The sequence below is a fragment of the Stappia sp. ES.058 genome, assembly GCF_900105595.1.
Classification (GTDB): Bacteria; Pseudomonadota; Alphaproteobacteria; order Rhizobiales; family Stappiaceae; genus Stappia.
The window spans coordinates 3,437,811-3,459,345 of record NZ_LT629784.1 but is presented as its reverse complement, the minus strand read 5'-3'; the positions used below and the strand labels follow the sequence as shown (position 1 = coordinate 3,459,345).

Below are 21,535 nucleotides of genomic sequence, written 5' to 3'. Positions count from 1 at the left end.
ATGGTCCGCGTGATGTGTGCCAACCATAACGCGCGGGGGCGGCAGCGTCATCGCCGGCCGTGGAGCGCCTTCACAAAAAACTGAAAGGCGTGCGCGGCACGATTTAACCGCTCGTTTACCTGCCGCTGCGGAAGATTGAAGCATGTTCGCAGGTCTGCATTCCCAAGGCTCCACGGTCGCGCTCGCCGCGACCCGCGCCGCGCGTGTCGAGCCGTCATCTGGCGCGGCTTCCGGCGCGGAGGCGGCGGTAAAACCGCGCGCGCCGTCTTCGGCGGTTGGTGGCGAAGGGGGCGCGGACGTCACGGCGGTCACGACCTTGCGCGCCGACGCGGTCGCCGCCTTGCAGGCCGGCGACGCCAGCGCCCGGGCCCGAAGGGACGAACGCGATCCGGCGGCGCCGCAGACGTCCGCGCTTGCGGCACAGCCGGCCTTTGAAGACGAAGAGACCAAGGGGCCTGGCGCTGCCGAGGGCGATGAGCTTTCTCAGGAAGAGGAAGGCCAGGTCCGCGATCTCAAGAAGCGCGACGCCGAGGTCAAGCAGCACGAGCAGGCGCATGCCAGCGTCGGCGGGCCCTATGCCGGCTCGCCAAGCTACGAATATGCCCGCGGGCCCGACGGCAAGCGCTACGCGGTTTCGGGCGAAGTGCCGATCGACGCCTCGGCGGAGCGCGAGCCGGAGCAGACGATCCGAAAGATGGAGATCGTCATTCGTGCAGCCCTTGCGCCGGCGGAGCCCTCGCCGCAGGACCGCCAGGTGGCGGCGCAGGCAAGCCAGCAGCGCAGCGAGGCCCAGGCGGAACTGCAAAAGAAGCGCGCGGAAGAACAGGCCGGCGATGCCGATGACCCGGCCGGCGCAGACAATGCGCCAATCGGCGCCGTCGATCCGTCGAGCGCTTCCGGCGAGAAAACAGACCCGCGCGCCGCAGCCGCTACAACGGCCTATCGCGGTGCGGCAGCTGTCGTTGCATCTGCTGTCTTCGGCACTTCATCCGACAGCGGGCGGATCGCTTAGGCCGCGCCTTAAAGCGCTTCCAGAAAACGCTTCGCGGCGGCGCCATGTTCGGCGCGCAGCTTCTCGACGTCGATGTTGACGGGATCGCCGTCGACGACCGTCCATTCGCCGCCGACCATCACCCGGTCCGCGCTGTGGGCGCCGCACAGGATGAGGGCGGCCAGCGGGTCGCCGGAGCCGGAAAAGCGCAGTTCGTCCAGCGTATACATTGCAAGATCCGCCTGCTTTCCAACCGTGAGGGAGCCGAGATCGTCGCGTCCGAGGCAGCGGGCGGAACCTTCGGTCGCCCAGCGGTAGGTGTCGTGGTGGGTCACGCTCGCCGCATCATAGGTCAGCCGGTTGATCATCAGCGCGTGGCGCAGGCCTTCCATCAGGTTGGAATTGTCGTTGGAAGCCGATCCGTCGACGCCGAGCCCGACCGGGCAGCCGGCGGCCTCCAGCTCCCTGGTGCGGCATTGACCGGAGGCGAGCACCATGTTGGAGGTCGGGCAGTGGCACACGCCGACGCAGGCATGGCCCAGCCGCCTGATCTCGTCGTCGTTGAAGTGGATGCCGTGGGCGAGCCAGACGCGGTCGTTGAGCCAGCCGCAGTCCTCCAGATAGTCGACCGGCCGGCACTGGAAGTGGTGCAGGCAATAGTCGTCCTCGTCGATGGTCTCGCCGAGATGGGTGTGCAGCCGGCAGTCGAACCGTTCGGCGAGCGCCACGCTCTCGCGCATCAGCCGCTTGGTCACGGTGAAGGGCGCGCAGGGCGCAAGCGCCACCTGGATGCGCGCGCCCTCGCGGGTGTCGTGATAGCGCGACAGCACGCGCTCGCAGTCGGCGAGGATGGTGTCCTCGTCCTGCACGACGCTGTCGGGCGGCAGGCCGCCGTCCTTCTGGCTGAGGTTCATCGAGCCGCGCGTCACCGTCATGCGGATGCCGAGCCGGGTTGCCTCTTCGACCTGGATGTCGATGGCGTTCTCCAGCCCGTCGGGGAAGAGATAGTGGTGATCGGAGGCGGCGGTGCAGCCCGACATCATCAGTTCGGTAAGCGCAAGTCGCGTTCCCATCCGGAAGGTCTCCGGCGTCACGTTCTTCGCCCAGATCGGGTAGAGCGACTGGAGCCAGGGAAACAGCTCCTTGTTGATCGCGCTTGGATGCGCGCGCGTCAGCGTCTGGAAGAAATGGTGATGCGTGTTGATCAGACCCGGGATCACCACGTGAGAGGACGCGTCGAAGGTGGCGTCGACGGGGGCGTCCGGTTCCGCGCCCGCGGCCACGCATTCCACGATTTTTCCGCCGTCGACGACGACGCCGCCGTCCGCGTTGTCCGCGAGGATTGCGAGCGGTGTCTTGATCCATTTGCGCATGCCGGTTCGTCCTGTCGTCTTGTCGACCTGCAGGCTTGGCTAGCGATCCCGGTGACCGCCCGAGTTCCAGACAGGGAGTGGAGCCTTGCGGCACGTCGCCATGCCGCCACCGTCAAATTAGCATCGCCTAACGGACCCCGGCAACGGCTTCGCGAGGGAGCGCATCGCCGGGTGGTCCGCAACCCCAGTCAGACGCGGGCCGCGATCACCTCGATCTCGACGACGAATTCGGGCCGGGCGAAACCCGAGACGATCATCAAGGTGGAGGCCGGCGGCGGTGTGCCGGTGAAGCGGTCGCGGGCGGCCATATAGCCGGCCAGATGCGCGCGATCAGTCACGAAGGCATTGATGCGCACGATGTCGGCGTAGTCCATCCCGGCCTCGCGCAGGATAGCGCCGATGTTTTCGAAACACAGCGCCGTCTGGGCTTGCGCCCCGTCCGGAACCTCCATTTCCGGCGAGATCCCGAGCTGGCCGGAGCACACCAGCGTGCGCGCACCGGGCGGGATTTCCACGGCATGGCTGTAGCGGGCGAATGGCGGGGCGATGTCTTGTGGTGTGATGGTCTTCATCGGTTTTGTGTCCTTCGCCGGTCAATCCCTGACCCTAGGCAATTGCAGGCTGGAAGGAATTCCTTTTTGCGCAAAAGAGCATGTTTTCAGGCGCATTTTTGTATCAAGCATGGCGCTTTTTTGTGCGGCGAACCTGCGCTAGTGTGGAGCGTCGCAGGTTTCGCGACCCGCCACGACCACACGAAATCCGGCGAGACCGGAAGAGGAGGTCCGGCCGGGCCCGTTCCGCGAAGCAGGGGCTGATGCATGGCACGCCGATTGCTTTGAAAGGCGTTTACGGCGCGCGTTCGGTCGAACGGGGGGCCCCCGTGCGTTGCCGCCACGTGCCTTGCGGGGGTGGCCAATCACAAAGCGGCGGCCGGTCAACGGCGGCCCGTATCGATTGCAACATCTATTGGAGGCGTACAGCGCTATGGGGAAATTCACGACTAAGGGTGGCGCACGGACGGTGTGCGGTGTTGCGGCGTCCGCGCTTGCGGCGATGCTTGCGGGAACCGCGGGCGCGACCGCTCAGGAAGCTGTCACCTTCGGCACCAACTGGCTGGCCCAGGCGGAGCACGGCGGGTTCTATCAGTCCGTGGCCGACGGAACCTATGAGGCTTGCGGTCTCGACGTATCGATCGTTCCGGGCGGGCCACAGGTCAACAACCGCGCCCTGATGCTTGCCGGCAAGATGGACTTCCACATGGGCGGAAACATGCTGCAGGCGTTCTACGCGCGGCGCGAGGGGATCCCCGTGGTGGTGGTCAGCTCGCTGTTCCAGAAGGAGCCGCAGGTCATCCTTACCCATCCGGGCAAATACGAAAGCTGGGAGAGCCTGGCGGGGACCGCGCCGCTCCTGATCGGCGACAACGGCTTTGCATCCTATTACCAGTGGATGATCTCCGAGTACGGTTTCACGGTCGAGCAGCGCCGGCCCTATACCTTCAACCCGGCACCCTTTCTTGCGGATGAAACCGCTGGCCAGCAGGGTTATGTTACCGCGGAGCCCTATTCAATCCAGCGCGAAGGCGGCTTCATGCCGGATGTCTTCCTGATCGCCGACTACGGGTTCAACAGCTATTCGACGACGGTCGAGACGATGGAAGACACCATCGCCAATCGGCCCGAGGCGGTGCAATGTTTCGTCGATGGCTCGGCGATCGGGTGGTACAACTACCTTTATGGTGACAACAGTGCCGCCAATGCGCTGATCATGAAGGACAATCCGGAAATGACAGCCGAACAGATCGCCTTTTCCATCGAACAGATGAAGAAATACGGCATCGTCGATTCCGGAGACAGCGAAACCCGGGGCATCGGCGCGATGACCGACGCGCGCAACGCCGACTTCTATGCCAAGATGGTCAAGGCCGGCGTCATCGAGGACGGCATCGACATCAAGGAAAGCTACACGCTCGATTTCATCAACAAGGGCGTTGGGCTGGATCTCAAGAAGACCCTGACCGGAAACTGATCGGCGTGCGCATCAAGCCTGGACCCACTGCCGGATGTCACGGCGCGACGGAGATCGCGCCGTGACATCCGTTTCCCCGCAGAACGACGGCGAGACGGCCGGAACGGTTGTCTCGCTGCAGAGCGTCACCAAGACCTTTTCCAACGCGACCGTTGCCCTCAAGGACATGTCCTTGAGCATCCGGGAGGGCGAGTTCGTCAGCCTGCTGGGCCCGTCTGGCTGCGGCAAGTCGACGGCGCTCAGGATCGTTGCCGGCCTGTCCAGCCCGAGTGCCGGACGTCTGGTCTGGCCGGGCGAGCGTCCCGGGCAGAAGGATCACGACATCAGCTTCGTCTTCCAGGAGCCGACGCTGATGCCCTGGGCGACGGTCTTCGCCAATGTGCATCTGCCGCTCAGGCTGAAGGGCGAGAGCGCCCGCGCCGCCCGGGACCGGGTGATGGAAGCGCTCGAAATGGTGGGTCTGGAGGGCTTTGCCGAAAGCTATCCGCGCGAATTGTCCGGCGGCATGAAAATGCGCGTCTCGATCGCCCGCGCCCTGGTGACCAAGCCCAAACTCCTGTTGATGGATGAACCCTTCGCGGCGCTGGACGAGATCACGCGCTTCCGGCTCAACAATGATTTGTTGCGGCTGTGGGAGGAGTTCGGCTGGACGGTGGTCTTCGTCACGCATTCCGTGTTCGAAAGCGTCTACCTGTCGAACCGGATCGTGATCATGGCTGCGCGGCCCGGCCGGGTGGTTGCCGATCTGGCCGTCGACGCGCCCTATCCACGTGGGGAGGATTTTCGCACCTCGCATCTGTACTCCGATCATTGCCGGCGTGCGTCCGAGGCGCTTCAGGCGGCAATGGCGGGCGATGCGAGCGGCGCATGAAGGCTGCGCGATCGTCGAACGGCGCGCATGCAAGACTGACGGAGAGGGTGCAATGACGCCAGAGACCGAACCGGACCGCCTTGAAACCGCGGCGCTTCCCCCGCTCGACGCGGCGGAGGCGGACAAGCTCCGCCGCGCGCGAATCGATCGCGTCGCGCGCTGGGCCCTTCCGGCCGCGGTGATGATCGCCACCATCGCCGGCTGGCAGTGGTACGTCGATGCCTATCAGGTGCCGCATTACATTCTGCCCGGACCCGACCGGGTGGCCGGTGCGCTGGTGAAGGACTGGTCGATGCTTTGGCCGGCCCTGCTCGTAACCCTGCAGATCACGCTCGGCGCGCTCGTCATCGCCACCATCGGCGGTGTCGGCCTGGCGGTGCTCTTCGCGCAGTCGAAATGGGTGGAGATGTCCTTCTTCCCCTATGCCGTCATTCTCCAGGTGACGCCGGTGATCGTGATCGCCCCGCTGATCTTCATCTATGTGCCCTCCAAGATCGTCGGCCTCCTGATCTGCGCGTGGATCGTCGCCTTCTTTCCGATCCTGTCGAACACGACGCTCGGGCTGAATTCCGCGGACCACAATCTGCGCAACCTGTTCCAGCTCTATGGCGCGAGCCGCTGGCAGACCCTGTGGCATCTGCGGCTTCCGTCCGCGCTGCCCTATTTCCTCGGCGGCCTGAAGATCGCCGGCGGCCTGTCGCTGATCGGCGCCATCGTCGCCGAATTCGTCGCGGGAACGGGCGGGCTGGGGTCGGGACTTGCGTTCAAGATCCTGGAAGCCAGCTACCGTCTCAACATCCCGCGCATGTTCGCCGCGATCGTTCTGATCTCGCTGACGGGGATCGTGATTTTCGCGAGCCTCAGCATCCTGTCGCATTTGATGTTGCGGCGCTGGCACGAAAGCGCGATCAAACGGGATGGCTGACGCAATCGACACACGCGAACTGACAATGGGCGACGGCGCGGTTCTCCTCGCCAACGCGACGCTTCCAAGCGCCGTGACATCCGGGGTTCTCAATCACATCGGCGACGGGCTGGGGCGCGCGGACATCCTGATCGACAAGGGCGAGGTCGCGGTGATCGCGCCCTGCGGCGAGTTGATCGATCCCGACGGCGCGGCGATGGTCGATCTCGACGGCGGATTGGTGCTGCCCGGGCTGGTCGACATGCACACCCATCTCGACAAGGGGCATATCTGGTCGCGTCGCCCCAATCCCGACGGCACTTTTCCGGGCGCGCTTGATGCGGTGAAAGCGGACCGGGAGGCGCGCTGGTCTGCCGGCGACGTGCGTCGGCGCATGTCGTTCGCGCTCGCCTGCGCCCATGCGCATGGCACCGTCTTGATGCGCACCCATCTGGACAGCATTCCGCCGCAGGACGGAATCAGCTGGGATGTGTTCAAGGATATCCGTCGGGAGTGGGCGGACCGGATCGATCTTCAGGCCTCCGCACTCTTCGGGATCGACAGTCTCGACGATCCGGCGTTCCTGCCGTCGATTGCGGACCGGGCGGCGGAGGCTGGCGGCAGCCTTGGTGCGGTGACCTATATGATCGACGGTCTGGAAGATCGTGTCGAGGCGATGTTCCATGCTGCCGAACGCCGAGGCCTGTCGCTCGATTTTCATGTGGATGAAACCGCGGACCCGGATGCGACCTCCCTGCGGGTGATTGCCGAGGCGGCCATCCGGACCAGCTTCTCCGGCAAGGTGGTGTGCGGCCATTGCTGTTCGCTGGCACGACAGTCCGATGACGCGGTCGACCGGACCCTCGACCTTGTCGCAGACGCCGGGATCGGCGTCGTCAGCCTGCCGCTTTGCAACATGTACCTGATGGATCGCGCGGGCGGTCGCACGCCGCGCTGGCGCGGGGTGACGCTGCTGCACGAGATGAAGGCGCGCGGCATTCCCGTCGCCGTTGCCTCCGACAACACGCGCGATCCCTTTTATGCCTATGGCGACCTCGACATGGTCGAGGTCTACGCCCAGGCCGTGCGCATCCTGCATCTCGATCATCCGTCCGGTGACTGGATCCGCGCCGCGACCTCGACGCCCGCTGATCTTCTGGGCGACAGCACGCGCGGGCGGCTCGATGTCGGCTCGCCGGCCGACATGGTCGTCTTCCGGGCCAGAAACTGGAACGAACTGATTGCGCGTCCGGCGGGAGCGCGTACGGTCTTGCGTGCCGGGCGCGCGATATCGCGGAAGCTTCCCGATTTTCGCGAACTCGACGATCTCATGGCGACCTAGGATCTGGGGAAACAGGATTATGAGCGACATTGCCGCGTTGAAGGCCGACCTCGAGGGTCTGGCCATCGAGGACAACCCGCAGATCGTGCGGCAGAAAAGCCGCGACTTCTTCTGGTACTCGCCGGTGCTCAAGCGCCAGCTCGACGAGGTGACGGCGGACATCGTGGTCAATGCCACGAGCGAGGCGGACGTGATTCGCGTGCTCAAGGCCTGCTACGCGCATGACGTTCCGGTCACCACGCGCGGCGCGGGCACCGGCAACTACGGCCAGGCCATGCCGCTGTCGGGCGGGGTCGTTCTCAATCTCGCCGAGATGAACAAGGTGCTGGAGGTCGGGCGCGGACATGTGCGGGCCGAGGCCGGCGCCATCATGGCGACCATCGACGACGCCACCCGCGAGAGCGGGCAGGAACTGAGGATGCATCCCTCCACCCATCGCACGGCGACCATCGGCGGCTTCGTCGCCGGCGGCTCGGGCGGGATCGGCTCGATCAACTGGGGCGGCTTGCGGGATTTCGGCAACATCCTTTCCTTGCGCGTCGTGACGATGGAGGAGGAGCCGCAGGTCCTCACCTTGTCGGGGTCGGATCTGCACAAGGTCAGCCATGCCTATGGCACCAACGGCATCATCACCGAGGTGACCATGCCGCTGACCGCAAGTTACGACTGGGTCGATGTGCTCGTCGGCTTCGACAGTTTCGCGGACGCCGCCGGCTTCGCCGATGCGCTTGCCAATCAGGACGGCATTCTGACCAAGGAAATCGCGCCGATCTCGGCGCCGGTCCCGTATGAGTATTTCCTGCGGCACAAGAAGTTCCTGCGGTCCAGCCAGTCGGTCTGCGCGATCATGGTTGCGCCCTTCGCGATGGATGCATTCTCCGCCTTCCTGGCGCGTCGCGCGGCGGGCGAACTCGTCTACCGCTCCGACGAGGCGTCCGACAGCGATCGCAAGAGCCTGCCGCCGGTGCCGGAACTGACGTGGAACCACACGACGTTGCGCGGCCTCAGGGTCGATCCGACGATCACCTACCTGCAGGTGCTCTACCCCTTCCCCGATCACGTGAAGAAGGCGGTCCAACTCGCCGATCTCTTCGGCGACGAGGTGTTGGGTCACCTGGAGTTCGTGCGGTTCGACGGCAAGGTCACCTGCTTCGGCCTGCCGATCGTGCGTTACACGACGGAAGAGCGGCTCGACGAGATCATCAGGATCCACGAGGAGCACGGCTGTCCGATTTTCAATCCGCATCGCTACACGCTGGAAGAGGGCGGCATGAAGCAGACGGACGCGGTGCAACTTGCCTTCAAGAAAGAAGCGGATCCGAAGGGGTTGCTCAATCCGGGCAAGATGATCGCGTGGGAGAACCCGGACTTCGACTTCACGTCGGACCAGACGTATCTCTTTCCCGGCCTGTCCTGAGGCGCGATCGCGATGCGCGTTCTGTTGATCTACGCCCATCCGGTGGAAACGAGTTTTTGTGCCGCGCTGAAAGAGCGCGCCCTGAACACGCTCGTTTCCAGGGGACATGAGGTCGAGGTGCTCGATCTTTATGATCAGGGCTTCGATCCGGTCCTGAGCCGGGCGGAGCGGCTTGCCTATCACGATGTTCCGGAAAACCGGGCCAGGGTGGCCTCGCAGGTCGAGCAATTGCAGCGGGCGGAGGCGCTGGTTCTGGTCTATCCGGTCTGGAATTTCGGTTTCCCGGCGATCCTGAAAGGCTATTTCGACCGGGTGTTGCTGCCGGGCGTTTCCTTCCGGATGGAGAACGGACGGGTGAAGCCGAACCTGCAGCACATCCGCCGCCTTGTCGCCATCACAACCTATGGCGGGGCGCGCTGGCGCGCCTTCTTTCTCGGCGATCCGCCGCGCCGGATCGTGCGCCGGGTGCTGCGCTCGCTGGTCGCGCCGACCGCGCGTCTCGCCTATCTCGCCAAATACGACCTCAACCGCGCCGACGCGGATGCCCGAACGGCCTTCCTGTCGCGCGTCGACGCCGAGATGGCGCGGCTCTAGGACCTTTTCATGCGCATCCTGCTCATTCAGTGTCATCCAAGCGCGAACAGTTTCGGGACGGCTTTGGCCGGGACCGTCCGGGCCTCCCTGGAAAAGGGCGGGCATGAGCTGCGCGTGACGGATCTTTACGCGGATGGCTTCGATCCCGTGATGCTGGAGCCGGAATGGGTCCGCTATTCGGACGCGAAACTGAACCGTGCTCCGGTCGAATCCCACGTCGACGACATCCTGTGGGCGGAGGCGCTCGTCTTCGTCTATCCGACCTGGTGGTTCGGCCTGCCGGCGATGCTGAAGGGCTATCTCGACCGGGTCTGGGTGCCGCATGTCACTTTCGAGATCCCGACGGCGACCAGCCCGATGCGTCCGCGCATGCAGCACATCAAGCGCATCGGCGTGGTGACGACCTGCGGCGCGTCGTGGCTGGTCTCCAAGCTGATGGGCGAGCCCGGACGCAAGACGGTTCTGCGCGGCATTCGCGCGCTCTGCGCGCCGCGCTGCAAGTCGACCTATCTGGCGCATTACAACATGGACAGTTCGTCCGCCGACAGTCGCGCGAGTTTCATGAGACGGGTCGAGACCGTTTATTCCAGGTGGTGAGCCGGGTCTGGAATTCCGCGCGCGGGGCGTGAAAAGGCTTTGATCGCGGCCGCGCGCCCATGCATTCTCGCAGGCATGCACCTGAGCCCGGCGGCGCAGCCGGCGCGCGTTTTCCGCCGGGGCGGGTGTCATCCTTCGGTCATTTGCCGGCGTTAGAAGTCGTGTCATGGCGTTCAATTTCAAAAAAAGCGTGACGTTCCGTCTGGCGCAAGCCGCCAAGGCCCATCGCTCGCGCGCCGGCACCCACCTCGCCCGGATCGGACTGCATCCGGGCCAGGAGACCGTCCTGAAGATCCTCGCGGATGTCGACGGACAGACGATGAGCCAGCTTGCCACCACGCTCGCGGTTCAGCCGCCGACGGTCACCAAGATGGTCACGCGCCTGTCCGCCCAGGGTTTCTTGAGGCGTGCCACGTCGGAGGCCGACGGGCGGCTCGCGCGCGTTTTCCTGACCGACGAGGGACGGGCTCTTGTCGAGACCGTCGACACGTCCTGGAAGCGGCTGGAGCGCGAGGCGCTTGTCGGGCTCGATGAAAAGGACCGCAAGAAGCTTCGCAAGCTGCTGCGTCAGGTCGAGAAGAACCTCGGTTCGCGCAGGGGCGACGATCTGGACGCCGAGGATGGCGAGGCCGGCGAATAGCCGGCCACGGATCACCCTGACAGCCCGCCCATCCTGACGACAAGGCCGGCCAGGCTTGCCGCGATCACCACCTCGGCAATGCCGCGCTTCAGCGCGAACAGCATCACGCCCGCGCCCGCCGCGATCGCCAGGCTCCAGGGCTGCACGCTGGCGAGGACGGGCAGGGGCGCGGAAATCCATCCCCCTTCGAACGCGCCGACCTCGGCGAAGACGACGTTGATCGCGAACCAGAGCGAAAGGTTCAAGATCGTGCCGACGACCGCCGCCGTGATCGCCGACAGGACATTCGACAGCCAGGTGATCTCGCGAATGCGGTCGACGTAGGGCGCGCCGGCCAGCACGAAGACGAAGCTCGGCGCGAAGGTCACCCAGGTGGTCAGTCCCGCGGCCAGAATGCCGGCGATCAGCGGATCGAAAGGGGCCGGCGCCCGGTGGCCGCCCAGAAAGCCGACGAACTGCGTGACGAGGATCAGCGGTCCGGGCGTCGTTTCGGCAAGCCCGAGGCCGTCGAGCATTTCGCCGGCTGTCAGCCAGCCGTTGGTCTCCACCGCGACCTGGGCCATGTAGCTCAGCAGCGCATAGGCGCCGCCGAAGCTGACCAGAGCCATGGTGGAAAAGAACGCGGCGATATCGGCCAGCACGTGGTCGGGCGACAGCAGGACGAGACCGGCGGCCACGGGCAGTCCCCAAAGGACGAGGCCGGCGCACAGGATGCGAAGGGCGCGCGCATGCAAGGTGTGTCGGCCCGGCGGTGCGGGGTCAACCGGATCGGGTCCGGCCTCGCCCGCGCGGCGCGGCAAGCCGAGCCCGCACAGACCGGCGGCCACGATCACCTGCGGAAAGGGAAGGTCGAGAAAGAACAGTGCGCAAAAGGATGCGGCCGCGATGGCAAAGGCGGCTGTCGAGGTCATTGCCCGACCGGCGAGCCGGATCAGCGCCTGCAAAACGATCGCCAGAACGCCCGCCTTGATGCCGAAGAAGAGGCTTGCGACAATCGGAGACGCGCCAAATGTCACATAGACGAGGGACAACGCCAGCATCGCGATCGCGCCGGGGGCGATGAAGAGGAGGCCGGAGACGATGCCGCCGCGCGTTCCGGCGACGATCCAGCCGCAATAGGTCGCCAGTTGCTGCGCTTCGGGTCCGGGCAGAAGCATGCAATAGTTCAGGGCATTGAGGAAACGGGCTTCCGAAATCCGCTTGCCGTCGGCGACGAACTCCTTGTGCAGCAGGGCGATCTGTGCCGCGGGGCCGCCGAAGGAAAGCAGGCCGATGTGCAGGGACCGCCGGGCGAGCCATCCAATATCTGTCGCGCCCTTTGTGCCCGCGGCGGCCTTGTCCGGCTGCTGCTGCTTGTTATTCATGCGAAGGGCCTGTGCGGATCGAAGAGCCGGGTTGCCGTGAGCGCATAGCGGATGTGCGTTTCCGTATCATGACAATGTGGTTTAACCCTTACAGAATTGAATTCATCGTACAAATGGACTCCTGGATGCCGGGGGGCCGACGGGAACCGAAGGATAGAGAATGCGACTTGGCGGACTGCTGCGGTCCACGGGCGGACCGGTGATTGCGGTGCCGGAACGGTTTCTCGGTATTGCCCTGATCTCTTTTGCCTTCTTTTCCTTCTCCGGCCTCGATGCGACGGCAAAATATCTGGGACAGACGCTTCCCGCGGAACAAATCGTGTGGATGCGGTTCCTGACGCATGTGATCTTCGCCATCCTGCTCTTCCGGGTCTGGCGGATTCCCGGCGCCTTTCGCAGCAAGCGCTGGCCTTTGCAGATCCTGCGCTCGATGTTCCTGCTCGGCTCCACGGTGTTCAACTTTTTCGCCGTCCGCCACCTGCAGCTCGCCGAAACCGTGTCGATCATGTTCGCCGCGCCCTTCGTGGTGACGGCGCTTGCCGGTCCGCTGCTCAACGAATGGGCGGGCTTTCGCCGCTGGATGGCGATCATCGTCGGCTTTCTGGGTGTGCTGGTGGTGACGCGGCCGGGACTGGGCGGGTTGAACTGGGCGGCACTTCTCTCGGTCTGCTCCATGACCTGCTATGCGCTTTACGCGCTGACGACGCGGATGCTGGCCCATTCGGAATCGCCCGTCGGCATGCTGATCATATCCGCCGTCGTCGCCACGCTGGCGATCACGCCCTTCGGTCTCGCCGCCTGGACCGCTCCGGGCGATCTGTGGACATGGGCGCTGCTTCTGTCGACCGGCGCCTGGGGCTGCATCGGTCATTTCGCGCTGATCCGCGCGCATGTGCTTGCGCCAGCGCCCGTGCTTGCGCCTTTCATGTACATCCAGATCCTGTGGATGAGCGGCCTCGGCTATCTGGTGTTCGACGACGTGCCGGGACCGTTCACGGTGCTCGGGGCCGCGATTGTCGTCAGCTCGGGGCTCTATATTCTGTACCGCGAACGCAAGATCTCGCGCGGCGAAGCGCGCGCGGACGGTGGCATGTAGCGCGTGCCGGCCTGCCGCGGCCTGCATTCGCGCTTGCCAGCGGGGCCGCGATTGGCAACACTTCAATCGATTGAATCAGAGGTTGAGCAGTGAGCATGAAGACGCCGAAAGGACCGCCGGACGCACCGGCATCGGCGTCGGATCGCAAACCCGGCGGGCGGCACAGCGCACGCCGGCTCACGCTCGGCGACATGGCGGAGGCGCTCGACGTCTCGACCGCCACGGTCTCGCTCGCGCTCAGGGATTCGCCGCTGGTCGCGCCGGCGACGCGCGAACGCATCAAGGCGCATGCGCTTGACGCCGGCTATGTCTACAACCGCTCGGCCGCCGCGCTTCGCACCGCGCGCTCCAACATGATCGGCGTCGCGGTTCACGATATTCTCAATCCCTATTTCGCGGAAGTTTTCCGTGCGCTGGAGGACGAGCTCGGCCGCGAGAACCAGGTGGTCCTCATTTGCAATCACCGCGACGACGTCGATCGTCAGACCCGCTTCATCGACACGTTGATGCAGCATCGCGTCGACGGGCTGGTGATCTGCGCCTCTGTCGGGACGCGGGTCGAGGCCATCAATGGCCTGGCCGACAGCGGTATTCCCGTGACACTGATTTGCCGGGACGTGCCGGGCGCCCGCGTGCCGGTGGTGCGCAGCGACGACGTCGCGGGCGCGCGCATGGTCGTGTCGCATCTGATCGCCCAGGGCCACCGGCAGATCGCGATGATCGGCGGGCGGCGGCAAAGCTCGTCGGGCCACGACCGCAATCTGGGCTGGAAGCTGGCGCTTCAGGACGCCGGCATCGATGTCACCGCTCAGCTCGACATCCCCGAACTGATGACGACGGCGGACGGACGCGATGCGGTGGGGCAACTGTTGAGCGCCAGGCCGCGTCCGACGGCGGTGTTCGCCTTCAACGACCTGATCGCGCACGGATTGCTGTCGGCCCTGCGTCGGGCAGGCGTGGAGCCCGGGCGCGACATTGCGGTCGCCGGCTACGATGACACCGACGGCGCGGCGAGCCGCACGCCGGCGCTCACCTCGGTCTGGAACAAGCCCGACGAGATCGGCAAGATCGCCGCCGCCTTGATGCTGCGCCAGATTTCCGGCGCGCCGGTCGGTCCGGTGCCCGCGCCGATCCTGCCCGAACTGCGGGTGCGCGAATCGACGCCGCCGCCGCGCAGTGAGAGCGACGCACGGGCGTCGATCCCGGCTTCCTCACCGCAACATTGACCATCCCGCCCGCGACCAGTCACGGCGCGGGCCGATTTTCTGGAGGACGCATATGGCCTTGGCCGAAATTCTGATGTTGGGGCGCACGCCCGCGATTGTCGGAGAGCAGCTCTCCCGCCAGTTCACCGTGCACCGGGCCGGCCCCGGTGAGGTGGACGGGCTCTCGCCGGCGCTTCTGAAGAACGTGCGCGGGATCGCCAGCGGCGCGCATGTTCCGGTCAACCGGGCGCTGATCGAGCGAATGCCCGCGCTGGAAATCGTCGCCAATTTCGGCGTCGGCTATGATTCCGTCGATGCCGCCTTTTGCGGCGAACGCCGGATCTGTGTGACCAATACGCCGGACGTCCTGACCGAAGAGGTCGCGGATACCGCGTTTGGCCTTCTTTTGATGACCGTGCGTCAGCTGTCGGCCGCGGAGCGCTACCTGCGCGCCGGGCGCTGGGAGGCGGACGGCCCCTATCCGCTGACACCGGCCACCTTGCGCGGACGCACGCTCGGTATTCTGGGTCTCGGGCGCATCGGCCAGGCGATTGCCCGGCGCGCGGAGGCCTTCGGAATGGAGGTGCGCTACCACGGGCGCACGCAGCGCGCGGATGTCGATTATCCCTATCACGATACGCTGGAGGGGCTGGCGCGGGCCTGCGACACGCTGATGGTGGTGGCACCGGGCGGTGAGGCGACGCGGGGCATCGTCGACCGACGGGTGCTGGCGGCGCTGGGGCCGGACGGGATCGTCGTCAATGTCGGCCGCGGAACCGTGATCGACGAGCCGGCGCTGATCGCGGCGCTTCGGGACGGCACCATCCTGTCGGCCGGCCTCGATGTCTTCGACAAGGAGCCGCAGGTGCCGCAGGCGCTGATGGACATGGAGCATGTCGTGCTCCTGCCGCATGTCGGATCGGCCTCGCGTCACACCCGTGACGCCATGGGGCAACTGGTCGTCGACAATCTGGCGTCCTGGTTCCGCGACGGCCGCCCGCTCACGCCTGTCGCCGAAACCCCTTTCGTGAAGACAGGGTAAGCTTTCTTAACCGCCTCTTAACGAAACCGGTCGCATTTTAGGAAAGGAAGCGGCCGGGGCGGCCGTGCGAGCGGTTGTCGCGGCGCAATGCCCGCACCCGCCCTGTGTTGGGGGAAAGCCCATGCATATTCACATGAGCCGGATCGGCACCGTCCTGTCGTGGGCGCTTTTTTCGCTGCTGTTCTTCGGGACCGGCATCACCGGGGCATGACCCTGGCGCGCTGGTCACCCGTTCACGGCGCGTTTTCGCCGAGAAACGCCTCCATGCGCTTGAGCGCGCGGGAGATGTTTTCCGCCGAATTGGCGTAGGACAGGCGGATGTAGCCCTCGCCCAGAATGCCGAAATCCGGCCCGCCGATCACCGCGACGCCGGCCTCCTCCAAAAGCGCGCTGGCGAGCGGCTTGGCCTTCCATCCCGTCTCCTTGATGTTGGGAAAGGCGTAGAAGGCGCCCGCCGGCGTGCGCGCCGAGACGCCGGGCAGGGCGTTCAGACCCTCCACCACCAGTTTCCGGCGACTGTCGAATTCGCGCATCATCGCGGCAACCGCGTCCTGCGGGCCTTCCAGCGCGGCAAGGCCGGCATATTGCGCCGGTGCGTTGACGCAGGACCAGGCGTTGACGGCGAGCTTGCGCGCCTTGTCGATCAGCTGGTCAGGCCACACGGCATAGCCCATGCGCCAGCCGGTCATCGCGTAGGTCTTGGACCAGCCGTCGAGCAGGATCAGCCGGTCGCGCACCGCCTCGAACTCCAGCAGCGAGCAATGCGGCGCGCCGTCATAGGTCATCTGTCCGTAGATCTCGTCGGACAGGATGGCGATGTCGGGCCGGGCCTCCAGCCCCCTGACAAGCGCCTCGATCTCGGCGCGCGGCGTGACGCCGCCGGTCGGGTTCGCGGGCGAGTTCAGGATGACCAGACGGGTCTCGGGCGTCAGCAGCGACAGCGTCTCTTCCGCGGAAAAGGCAAAGCCGTTTTCCTCGCGGATCGGCACGGGGACGGGGCGCGCGCCGGTGAACTCGATCATCGAGCGATAAATCGGAAAGCCCGGATCGGGATAGAGGATGTCGACACCCGGTTCGCCGAACATCAGGATCGCCATGAACATGGTGACCTTGCCACCCGGCACGACGACCACATTGTCCGGCGAAACGTCGACCGAAAGGCGGGTGTGCAGGTCCTTCGCCACCGCCTCGCGCAGCGGCAGGATGCCGGTCGCCGGCGTGTAGCCGTGGTGGCCGTCGCGCAATGCCTTGACCGCGGCCTCGACGATGTGGTCCGGCGTGCGGAAATCCGGCTGGCCGATGCCGAGATTGATGATGTCGCGGCCCTCGGCCGCGAGAGCGGTTGCGCGGGCGAGCACGGCGAAGGCGTTTTCCTCGCCGATCCGGTTGAAGCCCTCGATGGTTTTCAGCATGTGTCCTCCCCTGCGGATCGTTCCGGCCCGCTTTCGGCCTTGTCCCGGCCCTGATGTCCTGCTCATCTTGTAGCGCCCGCAACCGGTTTGCGAAACTGCCAGCATTGCGGCAGCACATCCGGCGTGCTTCGAAGGCGAAAAGGCCGACCCATGACGATTGCCCATATCAGCAGCCCGGTCGGCGATCTGGAACTGGAAGAGCGCGACGGCGCGCTGGTGCGCCTGTCGTGGGTCAGCGGCGACAGGGCGGCGTCCTCGCCGCTTCTCAAGGAGGCTGCCCGCCAGATAGAGGCGTATTTCGCCGGCGATCTCCTGGCGTTCGACCTGCCACTGGCGCCGGCCGGCAACGCCTTTCGTCAGGATGTCTACAAGGCGATGTGTGCCATTCCCTACGGCGAGACCGCGACCTACGGCGAGATCGCCGCCGCGCTCTCGACCTCCGCTCAGCCGGTCGGCCAGGCCTGCGGCGGCAATCCGGTGCCCATTGTCATTCCCTGTCACCGGGTGGTGTCCGCGACCGGACTCGGCGGCTATTCCGGCGCGGGGGGCGTGGAGACCAAGATCGCGCTGCTCAAGCTCGAGGGCGGCTTTCGTTTTTTGTTATGAGGGGCGTCATTCGCCGGTGCCGTCCCACGTCGGGGCGTCCTGCATGGCCCGCGCCAGCGCCGCGCGGCGTGCCTGAAAGTCCGGTTCCACCGGGGCGGCAGGTCGGGGTCGAGGCTCGGGCTGCCGGTAGAGCACCCCGGTCACGATCGGGAAGGCGGGGCGCGGCAGATCCGTCAGGAGAATGGCCTGTCCGGGGTCGGTCTCGTCATGCACGGCAAGTCCGGCGTCCTCGCGTGAGCCTTTCGTCAGTGCCACGACCTCGAAACCGCAGGCCACCGCAGTGGTTCGGCGCAGCCCTTTGTCGCGATCCGCACCAAAGATCATCGGCGCGCCGTGTGTCACCTCCAGCATCTCCTCGGCCCCGACGTCCATGACGGGGTGGCGGGCGAGGCACACCTGCAGGATCTCGACAAATCCCGCTCCGCGATGGGCCTGAGCGGCCGCCAGAACCGTCCGCAGCGTCTCGTCGTGTGCTTCGTGCGCACGCGCGACGAAGCTGCCTCCGGCGCCGATTGCCAGCCGGCAGGCATTGGCGTTCGGCACGACCGGGCCCCCGGGAACCTCCAGCGCTGTCGTCGATGCATTCTGCGGACTGTCGGTCCGCCCGGCGAAGGCGTCGCGAAACACAAGGCAACTCACATCGGCGTTGTGGCGGATCAGCTCCAGCAGTGCGGCTGCCCCGTCTGCCAGCGCATCGCCATCGGCGCTCATCGCCCAGACATCGAGCGACGGGTTGGCCGAGGTAACGCCGAGCGCCAGCGTCGCGGCGCATCCCGACGCGCCCTGAAAGATGAAATTGCGTGGCGGGTCGGGCAGAAGCGAGGGGCAGCCATCGCCGCACAGGAAGACGGTGCGCTCCTGCGCGTGGCCGTTTCGCTCCACGAGGGTCTGCAGGGAGGCAAACACCGAGTGATAGCCACAGCCCCGGCACCAGCCGCCGGCGTCTGACGGGTGTCCGGACCCTTCGGGTTGTATGTGCCGGTTCATGCCGCATCGCCTTTCAGAAGCGACCATACGGCTGCCTCGATTTCGTAGCCGGAGAGGGGCTGGCCGTTCACGCGCGACAGCGGGCGGGCGTTGACCAGTGAGGTGGCACGCAACAGATGAACCAGTTGGCCCGCGTTCATCTCCGGCACCAGGACATGGCGAAAAGAGGCCACCAGGGCGGTCAGGCCGCGCGGCAGCGGGATGACCAGATCCAGATGCAGATGGGCGGCGTGAATGCCTCCCGCGCGCAAGCCGGCGGCCGCTTCCGCGATGGCCGTGAAGCTCGACCCCCAGCCAACGAGGAGAATTTCGCCGCCGGGTGTGCCGCTGGCGAGGTCGACCTCCGGCTCCCGCTCGACGATCAGCGCCAGCTTGCGCTCCCGAAGCATGGTCATGCGCGCATGGTTTCCGGGATCGCCCGAGATTGCGCCGCTGCCGTCACGCTGCTCCAGTCCGCCGGTGCGATGCGCGCCGCCGGCGGTTCCAGGCACGGCCCAGGGGCGCGCCAGTGTGCGGGTGTCGCGCGCGAAGGGCTGGAAATCGTGCGTCAGCGTCTGTGCCGGCGTGCGGGGCGAGGCCGGCGGCAGGAAGGGAATGCGAAAGGCTTCGGCGGAAACCATCGCATGGGCGTCGCAGAGCAGGATCACGGGGGTCATGTGCGCGACTGACAGGCGAACGGCCTCGCGGGCAACCGCGAAGGCATGGGCGGGCGAGCGGAGCGCGATCACCGGGCAGGGGGCGTCGCCCGTGCGTCCGTTTATTGCCCAGGAAAGGTCCGCCTGGGCCGTGCCCGGCGGAAGACCGGCGGCGGGGCCGGGGCGCTGGATAGCGATCGCGATGAGCGGCAATTCCGCTGAAACCGCAAGGCCAAGCGTCGCCGCGGCAAGGGCCGTGTCCCTGCCCGCCGTCGCAGCGATCCCTATGGCCCCTGCAAAGGACGCCCCAAGGGCGGCCGACATCGCGGCAGCCGCACTTTCCGTCTCGACGCAGCGCACGCCCGCCGATGGTCCCAGGTCGCGCATTGCATCAAGCAGAGCGCCGGCATGATCTGTGGGGGGAGCACTGAAGAACGGGTCCAGTCCGAGGTCTTGCGCTCCCGCGCTCAGTCCGAAGGCAAGGGCCTGCGAGCCGGTGACCTTGCGCCAGGTGCCGGCGGAGAACGGGTCTCGTTCGCTCGACCAGGTCTGCCATGTCGGCGGTATCCGCGCGGTTTGCGCAAAGGCGTGGCCGTCGCGCAGCGCGTTGCGGGCTTGCGTGGTGTCGCCGGCAGAGCACGTCACGATCCACGCTTCGCTCGCGGCGGTCGTGTGCCCATGCAGCGCAAGCATCAGACCAAGCGCCCAGTACATGCGCAAACTGCCTTGCGGCGCGGTTCGTGTCGGTGCCGCGCCGGCAAAACCCGATGCGAGAGCGCTCATGTTGATTGTCAAAAGACGCAGCCCTGCGCGCCGAAGGGCATCGCGAGGATCACGTTCGTATCCGGCAGCCTGCAGGGCGGAGGGCGTGAAGCCCGCACTGTCGAGGATCAATGTTCCGCCGGCGGCCAGATCCGCGCCGTGGCGACGCAGGGACGCCGCGGAAAACACGGCGAGAGCGTCGAGGCGGGCGTTCGGGGTCTCGTATGCCGTGTCGTCGAGCTCCACCCGGAACCGCGCGGATGTGTCCGTTCGGCCCAATCGGCCACGGATGAATTGCGGCACGTCATCCACCTCGCCTGCGATCCGGATCGTCACGCCGTCGCTGCGAGAACATTCGTTCATTGCTCTGGTCCGCATTCCGGTTCAAGAAAAGGGCGGGCCGCCGGGCCTTGCGCCTTCGGGAGCCAAGGCTGTCATGGATGCGCCCTGACGGAATTGATCTGCCGCAAGTGCGCGTGGTCCCGCGCTTTGCCAAATGGCGAGAAAGTCTATAGTCCGACGGGTGAGACACCCCATATGCGGGGACGAGAGACCGGGATCCGCCCGATGCGGCCGATCCGTCCACCGCAAGACGACCAGGCAGGCACATGACCCTCACCCAGGACACCAAGACCCCCGTTACCGTCCTCACCGGATATCTCGGCGCCGGCAAGACGACGCTGCTCAATCGCATCCTCAGCGAGAACCACGGCGTGCGCTATGCGGTGATCGTCAACGAGTTCGGCGAGATCGGCATCGACAACGACCTCTTGGTCGAGTCGGACGAAGAGATCTTCGAGATGAACAACGGCTGCATCTGCTGCACCGTACGCGGCGACCTGATCCGCACGGTGGAGAACCTGATGAAGCGCCAGGGCAGCTTCGATGCCATTGTCGTGGAAACCACAGGCGTCGCCGACCCCGCGCCGGTTGCCCAGACGTTCTTCATGGATGATGACGTACGCGGCAAGGCGCGGCTCGACGCGGTGGTCGCCGTCGTCGACTGCCGGCACGTGCTGCAGCGTCTCGCCGACACGACGGAAGCCCAGGACCAGATCGCATTCGCCGACGTCATTCTCCTGAACAAGACCGATCTTGTGACGGCGGAGGAGCTCGCGGCGGTAGAAGCGCGCATCCAGAAGATCAATCCCTATGCCCGGCTGACGCGCAGCGAGCGCTGCGATGTGCCGCTCGACACGGTTCTCAATCGCGGCGCCTTCGATCTCAACCGCATTCTCACGCTCGATCCGCATTTCCTGGAAGAGCATGAGCACACGCATGACTGCGAACCGGACTGCGATCATGACCACCATCACGACCATGGTCACCACGGGCACGCGCATGATCACGGGCACGGGCATGAGGATCCGCATTCGGTGAAGAGCGTCTCGATGACCGCTGGAGAGCTGGACCCGGATGTGTTCTTCCAGTGGATCGGCAATGTCAGCCAGATCCAGGGTCCGGGCATCCTTCGGCTCAAGGGCATCATGGCCTTCAAGGACGACCCGCAGCGCTATGTGGTGCAGGGCGTCCACATGATTCTGGAAGGCGATCACCAGCGCGACTGGAAAGAAGGCGAGGCGCGTCAAAGCCGTCTGGTCGTTATCGGTCGCGATCTTGATTTCGATGCGCTGGAAACCGGCTTCAAGGCCTGCGAGGCGTGAGCGGA

20 protein-coding genes are annotated in these 21,535 nt (G+C 65.9%); 14 read left to right on the top strand and 6 right to left on the bottom strand.

From position 1 onward, the window contains the following. The first annotated feature begins 142 nt into the window (after nucleotides 1–142). A complete protein-coding gene (locus BLU32_RS16035) occupies nucleotides 143–1,012 on the top strand; it encodes a putative metalloprotease CJM1_0395 family protein (RefSeq protein WP_093808589.1) in 870 nt (289 codons plus the stop codon). 8 nt (nucleotides 1,013–1,020) lie between these two features. Here the strand turns inward: BLU32_RS16035 and BLU32_RS16030 are convergent, their stop codons facing one another. Together BLU32_RS16030 and BLU32_RS16025 are read right to left on the bottom strand one after the other, a co-directional pair. Further along, on the bottom strand, nucleotides 1,021–2,364 hold the full coding sequence (locus tag BLU32_RS16030) for an 8-oxoguanine deaminase (RefSeq protein WP_093808587.1): 1,344 nt from the start codon (nucleotides 2,362–2,364) through the stop codon (nucleotides 1,021–1,023). 188 nt (nucleotides 2,365–2,552) lie between these two features. Continuing rightward, on the bottom strand, nucleotides 2,553–2,936 hold the full coding sequence (locus tag BLU32_RS16025; RefSeq protein ID WP_093808585.1) for a RidA family protein: 384 nt from the start codon (nucleotides 2,934–2,936) through the stop codon (nucleotides 2,553–2,555). A gap of 412 nt (nucleotides 2,937–3,348) precedes the next feature. Here BLU32_RS16025 and BLU32_RS16020 point away from each other — a divergent pair, with 412 nt between their 5' ends. From BLU32_RS16020 to BLU32_RS15985, 8 genes are all read left to right on the top strand, one after another. Beyond that, the gene (locus BLU32_RS16020) at nucleotides 3,349–4,392 is read left to right on the top strand and encodes an ABC transporter substrate-binding protein (RefSeq protein ID WP_093808583.1); all 1,044 of its coding nucleotides are present in this window, start codon (nucleotides 3,349–3,351) and stop codon (nucleotides 4,390–4,392) included. Nucleotides 4,393–4,426: 34 nt separating this feature from the next. After that, nucleotides 4,427–5,263 (top strand): ABC transporter ATP-binding protein, encoded by an 837-nt coding sequence (locus BLU32_RS16015; protein ID WP_093808581.1) that lies wholly within the window; start codon nucleotides 4,427–4,429, stop codon nucleotides 5,261–5,263. A gap of 52 nt (nucleotides 5,264–5,315) precedes the next feature. Continuing rightward, nucleotides 5,316–6,188, top strand: coding sequence for an ABC transporter permease (locus BLU32_RS16010; protein WP_093811159.1), 873 nt, complete (start codon nucleotides 5,316–5,318; stop codon nucleotides 6,186–6,188). After that, nucleotides 6,181–7,509 carry a cytosine deaminase gene (locus BLU32_RS16005; protein WP_244501721.1) on the top strand — a complete coding sequence of 443 codons (1,329 nt, stop codon included), beginning with the start codon at nucleotides 6,181–6,183 and terminating at the stop codon, nucleotides 7,507–7,509. Before BLU32_RS16010 ends, BLU32_RS16005 begins: the two co-directional genes overlap by 8 nt. Nucleotides 7,510–7,528: 19 nt before the next feature. After that, nucleotides 7,529–8,926, top strand: a complete 1,398-nt coding sequence (locus BLU32_RS16000; protein WP_093808579.1) for an FAD-binding oxidoreductase — start codon at nucleotides 7,529–7,531, stop codon at nucleotides 8,924–8,926. A gap of 12 nt (nucleotides 8,927–8,938) precedes the next feature. Beyond that, entirely contained in the window at nucleotides 8,939–9,520 is a 582-nt protein-coding gene (locus tag BLU32_RS15995) for an NAD(P)H-dependent oxidoreductase (RefSeq protein ID WP_093808577.1), read from the top strand. Between the two features lie 9 nt (nucleotides 9,521–9,529). Further along, nucleotides 9,530–10,117, top strand: coding sequence for an NAD(P)H-dependent oxidoreductase (locus tag BLU32_RS15990; RefSeq protein ID WP_093808575.1), 588 nt, complete (start codon nucleotides 9,530–9,532; stop codon nucleotides 10,115–10,117). Between the two features lie 166 nt (nucleotides 10,118–10,283). After that, nucleotides 10,284–10,757 carry a MarR family winged helix-turn-helix transcriptional regulator gene (locus BLU32_RS15985; protein WP_093808573.1) on the top strand — a complete coding sequence of 158 codons (474 nt, stop codon included), beginning with the start codon at nucleotides 10,284–10,286 and terminating at the stop codon, nucleotides 10,755–10,757. An 11-nt stretch (nucleotides 10,758–10,768) separates the two neighbouring features. Here BLU32_RS15985 and chrA read toward each other — a convergent pair whose 3' ends face one another. Then, a complete protein-coding gene (chrA, locus tag BLU32_RS15980; RefSeq protein WP_093808571.1) occupies nucleotides 10,769–12,121 on the bottom strand; it encodes a chromate efflux transporter in 1,353 nt (450 codons plus the stop codon). Nucleotides 12,122–12,281: 160 nt separating this feature from the next. Here chrA and BLU32_RS15975 point away from each other — a divergent pair, with 160 nt between their 5' ends. From BLU32_RS15975 to BLU32_RS15965, 3 genes are all read left to right on the top strand, one after another. Next, nucleotides 12,282–13,217 carry a DMT family transporter gene (locus BLU32_RS15975; RefSeq protein WP_093808569.1) on the top strand — a complete coding sequence of 312 codons (936 nt, stop codon included), beginning with the start codon at nucleotides 12,282–12,284 and terminating at the stop codon, nucleotides 13,215–13,217. Nucleotides 13,218–13,312: 95 nt separating this feature from the next. Then, on the top strand, nucleotides 13,313–14,443 hold the full coding sequence (locus tag BLU32_RS15970) for a LacI family DNA-binding transcriptional regulator (RefSeq protein WP_093808567.1): 1,131 nt from the start codon (nucleotides 13,313–13,315) through the stop codon (nucleotides 14,441–14,443). Nucleotides 14,444–14,495: 52 nt separating this feature from the next. Continuing rightward, nucleotides 14,496–15,464, top strand: coding sequence for a 2-hydroxyacid dehydrogenase (locus tag BLU32_RS15965; protein WP_093808565.1), 969 nt, complete (start codon nucleotides 14,496–14,498; stop codon nucleotides 15,462–15,464). Between the two features lie 233 nt (nucleotides 15,465–15,697). Here BLU32_RS15965 and BLU32_RS15960 read toward each other — a convergent pair whose 3' ends face one another. Further along, a complete protein-coding gene (locus tag BLU32_RS15960) occupies nucleotides 15,698–16,876 on the bottom strand; it encodes a pyridoxal phosphate-dependent aminotransferase (protein ID WP_093808563.1) in 1,179 nt (392 codons plus the stop codon). A gap of 150 nt (nucleotides 16,877–17,026) precedes the next feature. Here BLU32_RS15960 and BLU32_RS15955 point away from each other — a divergent pair, with 150 nt between their 5' ends. After that, a complete protein-coding gene (locus tag BLU32_RS15955; RefSeq protein WP_093808561.1) occupies nucleotides 17,027–17,482 on the top strand; it encodes a methylated-DNA--[protein]-cysteine S-methyltransferase in 456 nt (151 codons plus the stop codon). 6 nt (nucleotides 17,483–17,488) lie between these two features. Here BLU32_RS15955 and BLU32_RS15950 read toward each other — a convergent pair whose 3' ends face one another. Then, a complete protein-coding gene (locus tag BLU32_RS15950) occupies nucleotides 17,489–18,469 on the bottom strand; it encodes a thiamine pyrophosphate-dependent enzyme (RefSeq protein ID WP_157727714.1) in 981 nt (326 codons plus the stop codon). Beyond that, complete coding sequence (locus tag BLU32_RS15945; protein ID WP_172838579.1) at nucleotides 18,466–20,229, bottom strand: 2-oxoacid:acceptor oxidoreductase family protein; 1,764 nt, start codon at nucleotides 20,227–20,229, stop codon at nucleotides 18,466–18,468. The genes BLU32_RS15950 and BLU32_RS15945 overlap by 4 nt, the downstream gene beginning before the upstream one ends. A gap of 245 nt (nucleotides 20,230–20,474) precedes the next feature. Here BLU32_RS15945 and BLU32_RS15940 point away from each other — a divergent pair, with 245 nt between their 5' ends. Beyond that, on the top strand, nucleotides 20,475–21,530 hold the full coding sequence (locus tag BLU32_RS15940) for a GTP-binding protein (protein ID WP_093808555.1): 1,056 nt from the start codon (nucleotides 20,475–20,477) through the stop codon (nucleotides 21,528–21,530). Nucleotides 21,531–21,535: the final 5 nt, after the last annotated feature.

Excerpts from the sequence above, each read along its gene's own strand:
- BLU32_RS15950 (WP_157727714.1), bottom strand. The coding sequence starts at position 18,469 with ATGAACCGGCACATACAACCCGAAGGGTCCGGACACCCGTCAGACGCC.
- BLU32_RS15955 (WP_093808561.1), top strand. The coding sequence starts at position 17,027 with ATGACGATTGCCCATATCAGCAGCCCGGTCGGCGATCTGGAACTGGAA.
- BLU32_RS16005 (WP_244501721.1), top strand. The coding sequence starts at position 6,181 with ATGGCTGACGCAATCGACACACGCGAACTGACAATGGGCGACGGCGCG.
- BLU32_RS15990 (WP_093808575.1), top strand. The coding sequence starts at position 9,530 with ATGCGCATCCTGCTCATTCAGTGTCATCCAAGCGCGAACAGTTTCGGG.
- BLU32_RS16025 (WP_093808585.1), bottom strand. The coding sequence starts at position 2,936 with ATGAAGACCATCACACCACAAGACATCGCCCCGCCATTCGCCCGCTAC.
- BLU32_RS16010 (WP_093811159.1), top strand. The coding sequence starts at position 5,316 with ATGACGCCAGAGACCGAACCGGACCGCCTTGAAACCGCGGCGCTTCCC.
- BLU32_RS15975 (WP_093808569.1), top strand. The coding sequence starts at position 12,282 with ATGCGACTTGGCGGACTGCTGCGGTCCACGGGCGGACCGGTGATTGCG.
- BLU32_RS15945 (WP_172838579.1), bottom strand. The coding sequence starts at position 20,229 with ATGAACGAATGTTCTCGCAGCGACGGCGTGACGATCCGGATCGCAGGC.
- chrA (WP_093808571.1), bottom strand. The coding sequence starts at position 12,121 with ATGAATAACAAGCAGCAGCAGCCGGACAAGGCCGCCGCGGGCACAAAG.
- BLU32_RS16030 (WP_093808587.1), bottom strand. The coding sequence starts at position 2,364 with ATGCGCAAATGGATCAAGACACCGCTCGCAATCCTCGCGGACAACGCG.
- BLU32_RS15995 (WP_093808577.1), top strand. The coding sequence starts at position 8,939 with ATGCGCGTTCTGTTGATCTACGCCCATCCGGTGGAAACGAGTTTTTGT.
- BLU32_RS15965 (WP_093808565.1), top strand. The coding sequence starts at position 14,496 with ATGGCCTTGGCCGAAATTCTGATGTTGGGGCGCACGCCCGCGATTGTC.
- BLU32_RS16015 (WP_093808581.1), top strand. The coding sequence starts at position 4,427 with ATGTCACGGCGCGACGGAGATCGCGCCGTGACATCCGTTTCCCCGCAG.
- BLU32_RS15970 (WP_093808567.1), top strand. The coding sequence starts at position 13,313 with ATGAAGACGCCGAAAGGACCGCCGGACGCACCGGCATCGGCGTCGGAT.
- BLU32_RS16035 (WP_093808589.1), top strand. The coding sequence starts at position 143 with ATGTTCGCAGGTCTGCATTCCCAAGGCTCCACGGTCGCGCTCGCCGCG.
- BLU32_RS15960 (WP_093808563.1), bottom strand. The coding sequence starts at position 16,876 with ATGCTGAAAACCATCGAGGGCTTCAACCGGATCGGCGAGGAAAACGCC.
- BLU32_RS15985 (WP_093808573.1), top strand. The coding sequence starts at position 10,284 with ATGGCGTTCAATTTCAAAAAAAGCGTGACGTTCCGTCTGGCGCAAGCC.
- BLU32_RS16000 (WP_093808579.1), top strand. The coding sequence starts at position 7,529 with ATGAGCGACATTGCCGCGTTGAAGGCCGACCTCGAGGGTCTGGCCATC.
- BLU32_RS16020 (WP_093808583.1), top strand. The coding sequence starts at position 3,349 with ATGGGGAAATTCACGACTAAGGGTGGCGCACGGACGGTGTGCGGTGTT.
- BLU32_RS15940 (WP_093808555.1), top strand. The coding sequence starts at position 20,475 with ATGACCCTCACCCAGGACACCAAGACCCCCGTTACCGTCCTCACCGGA.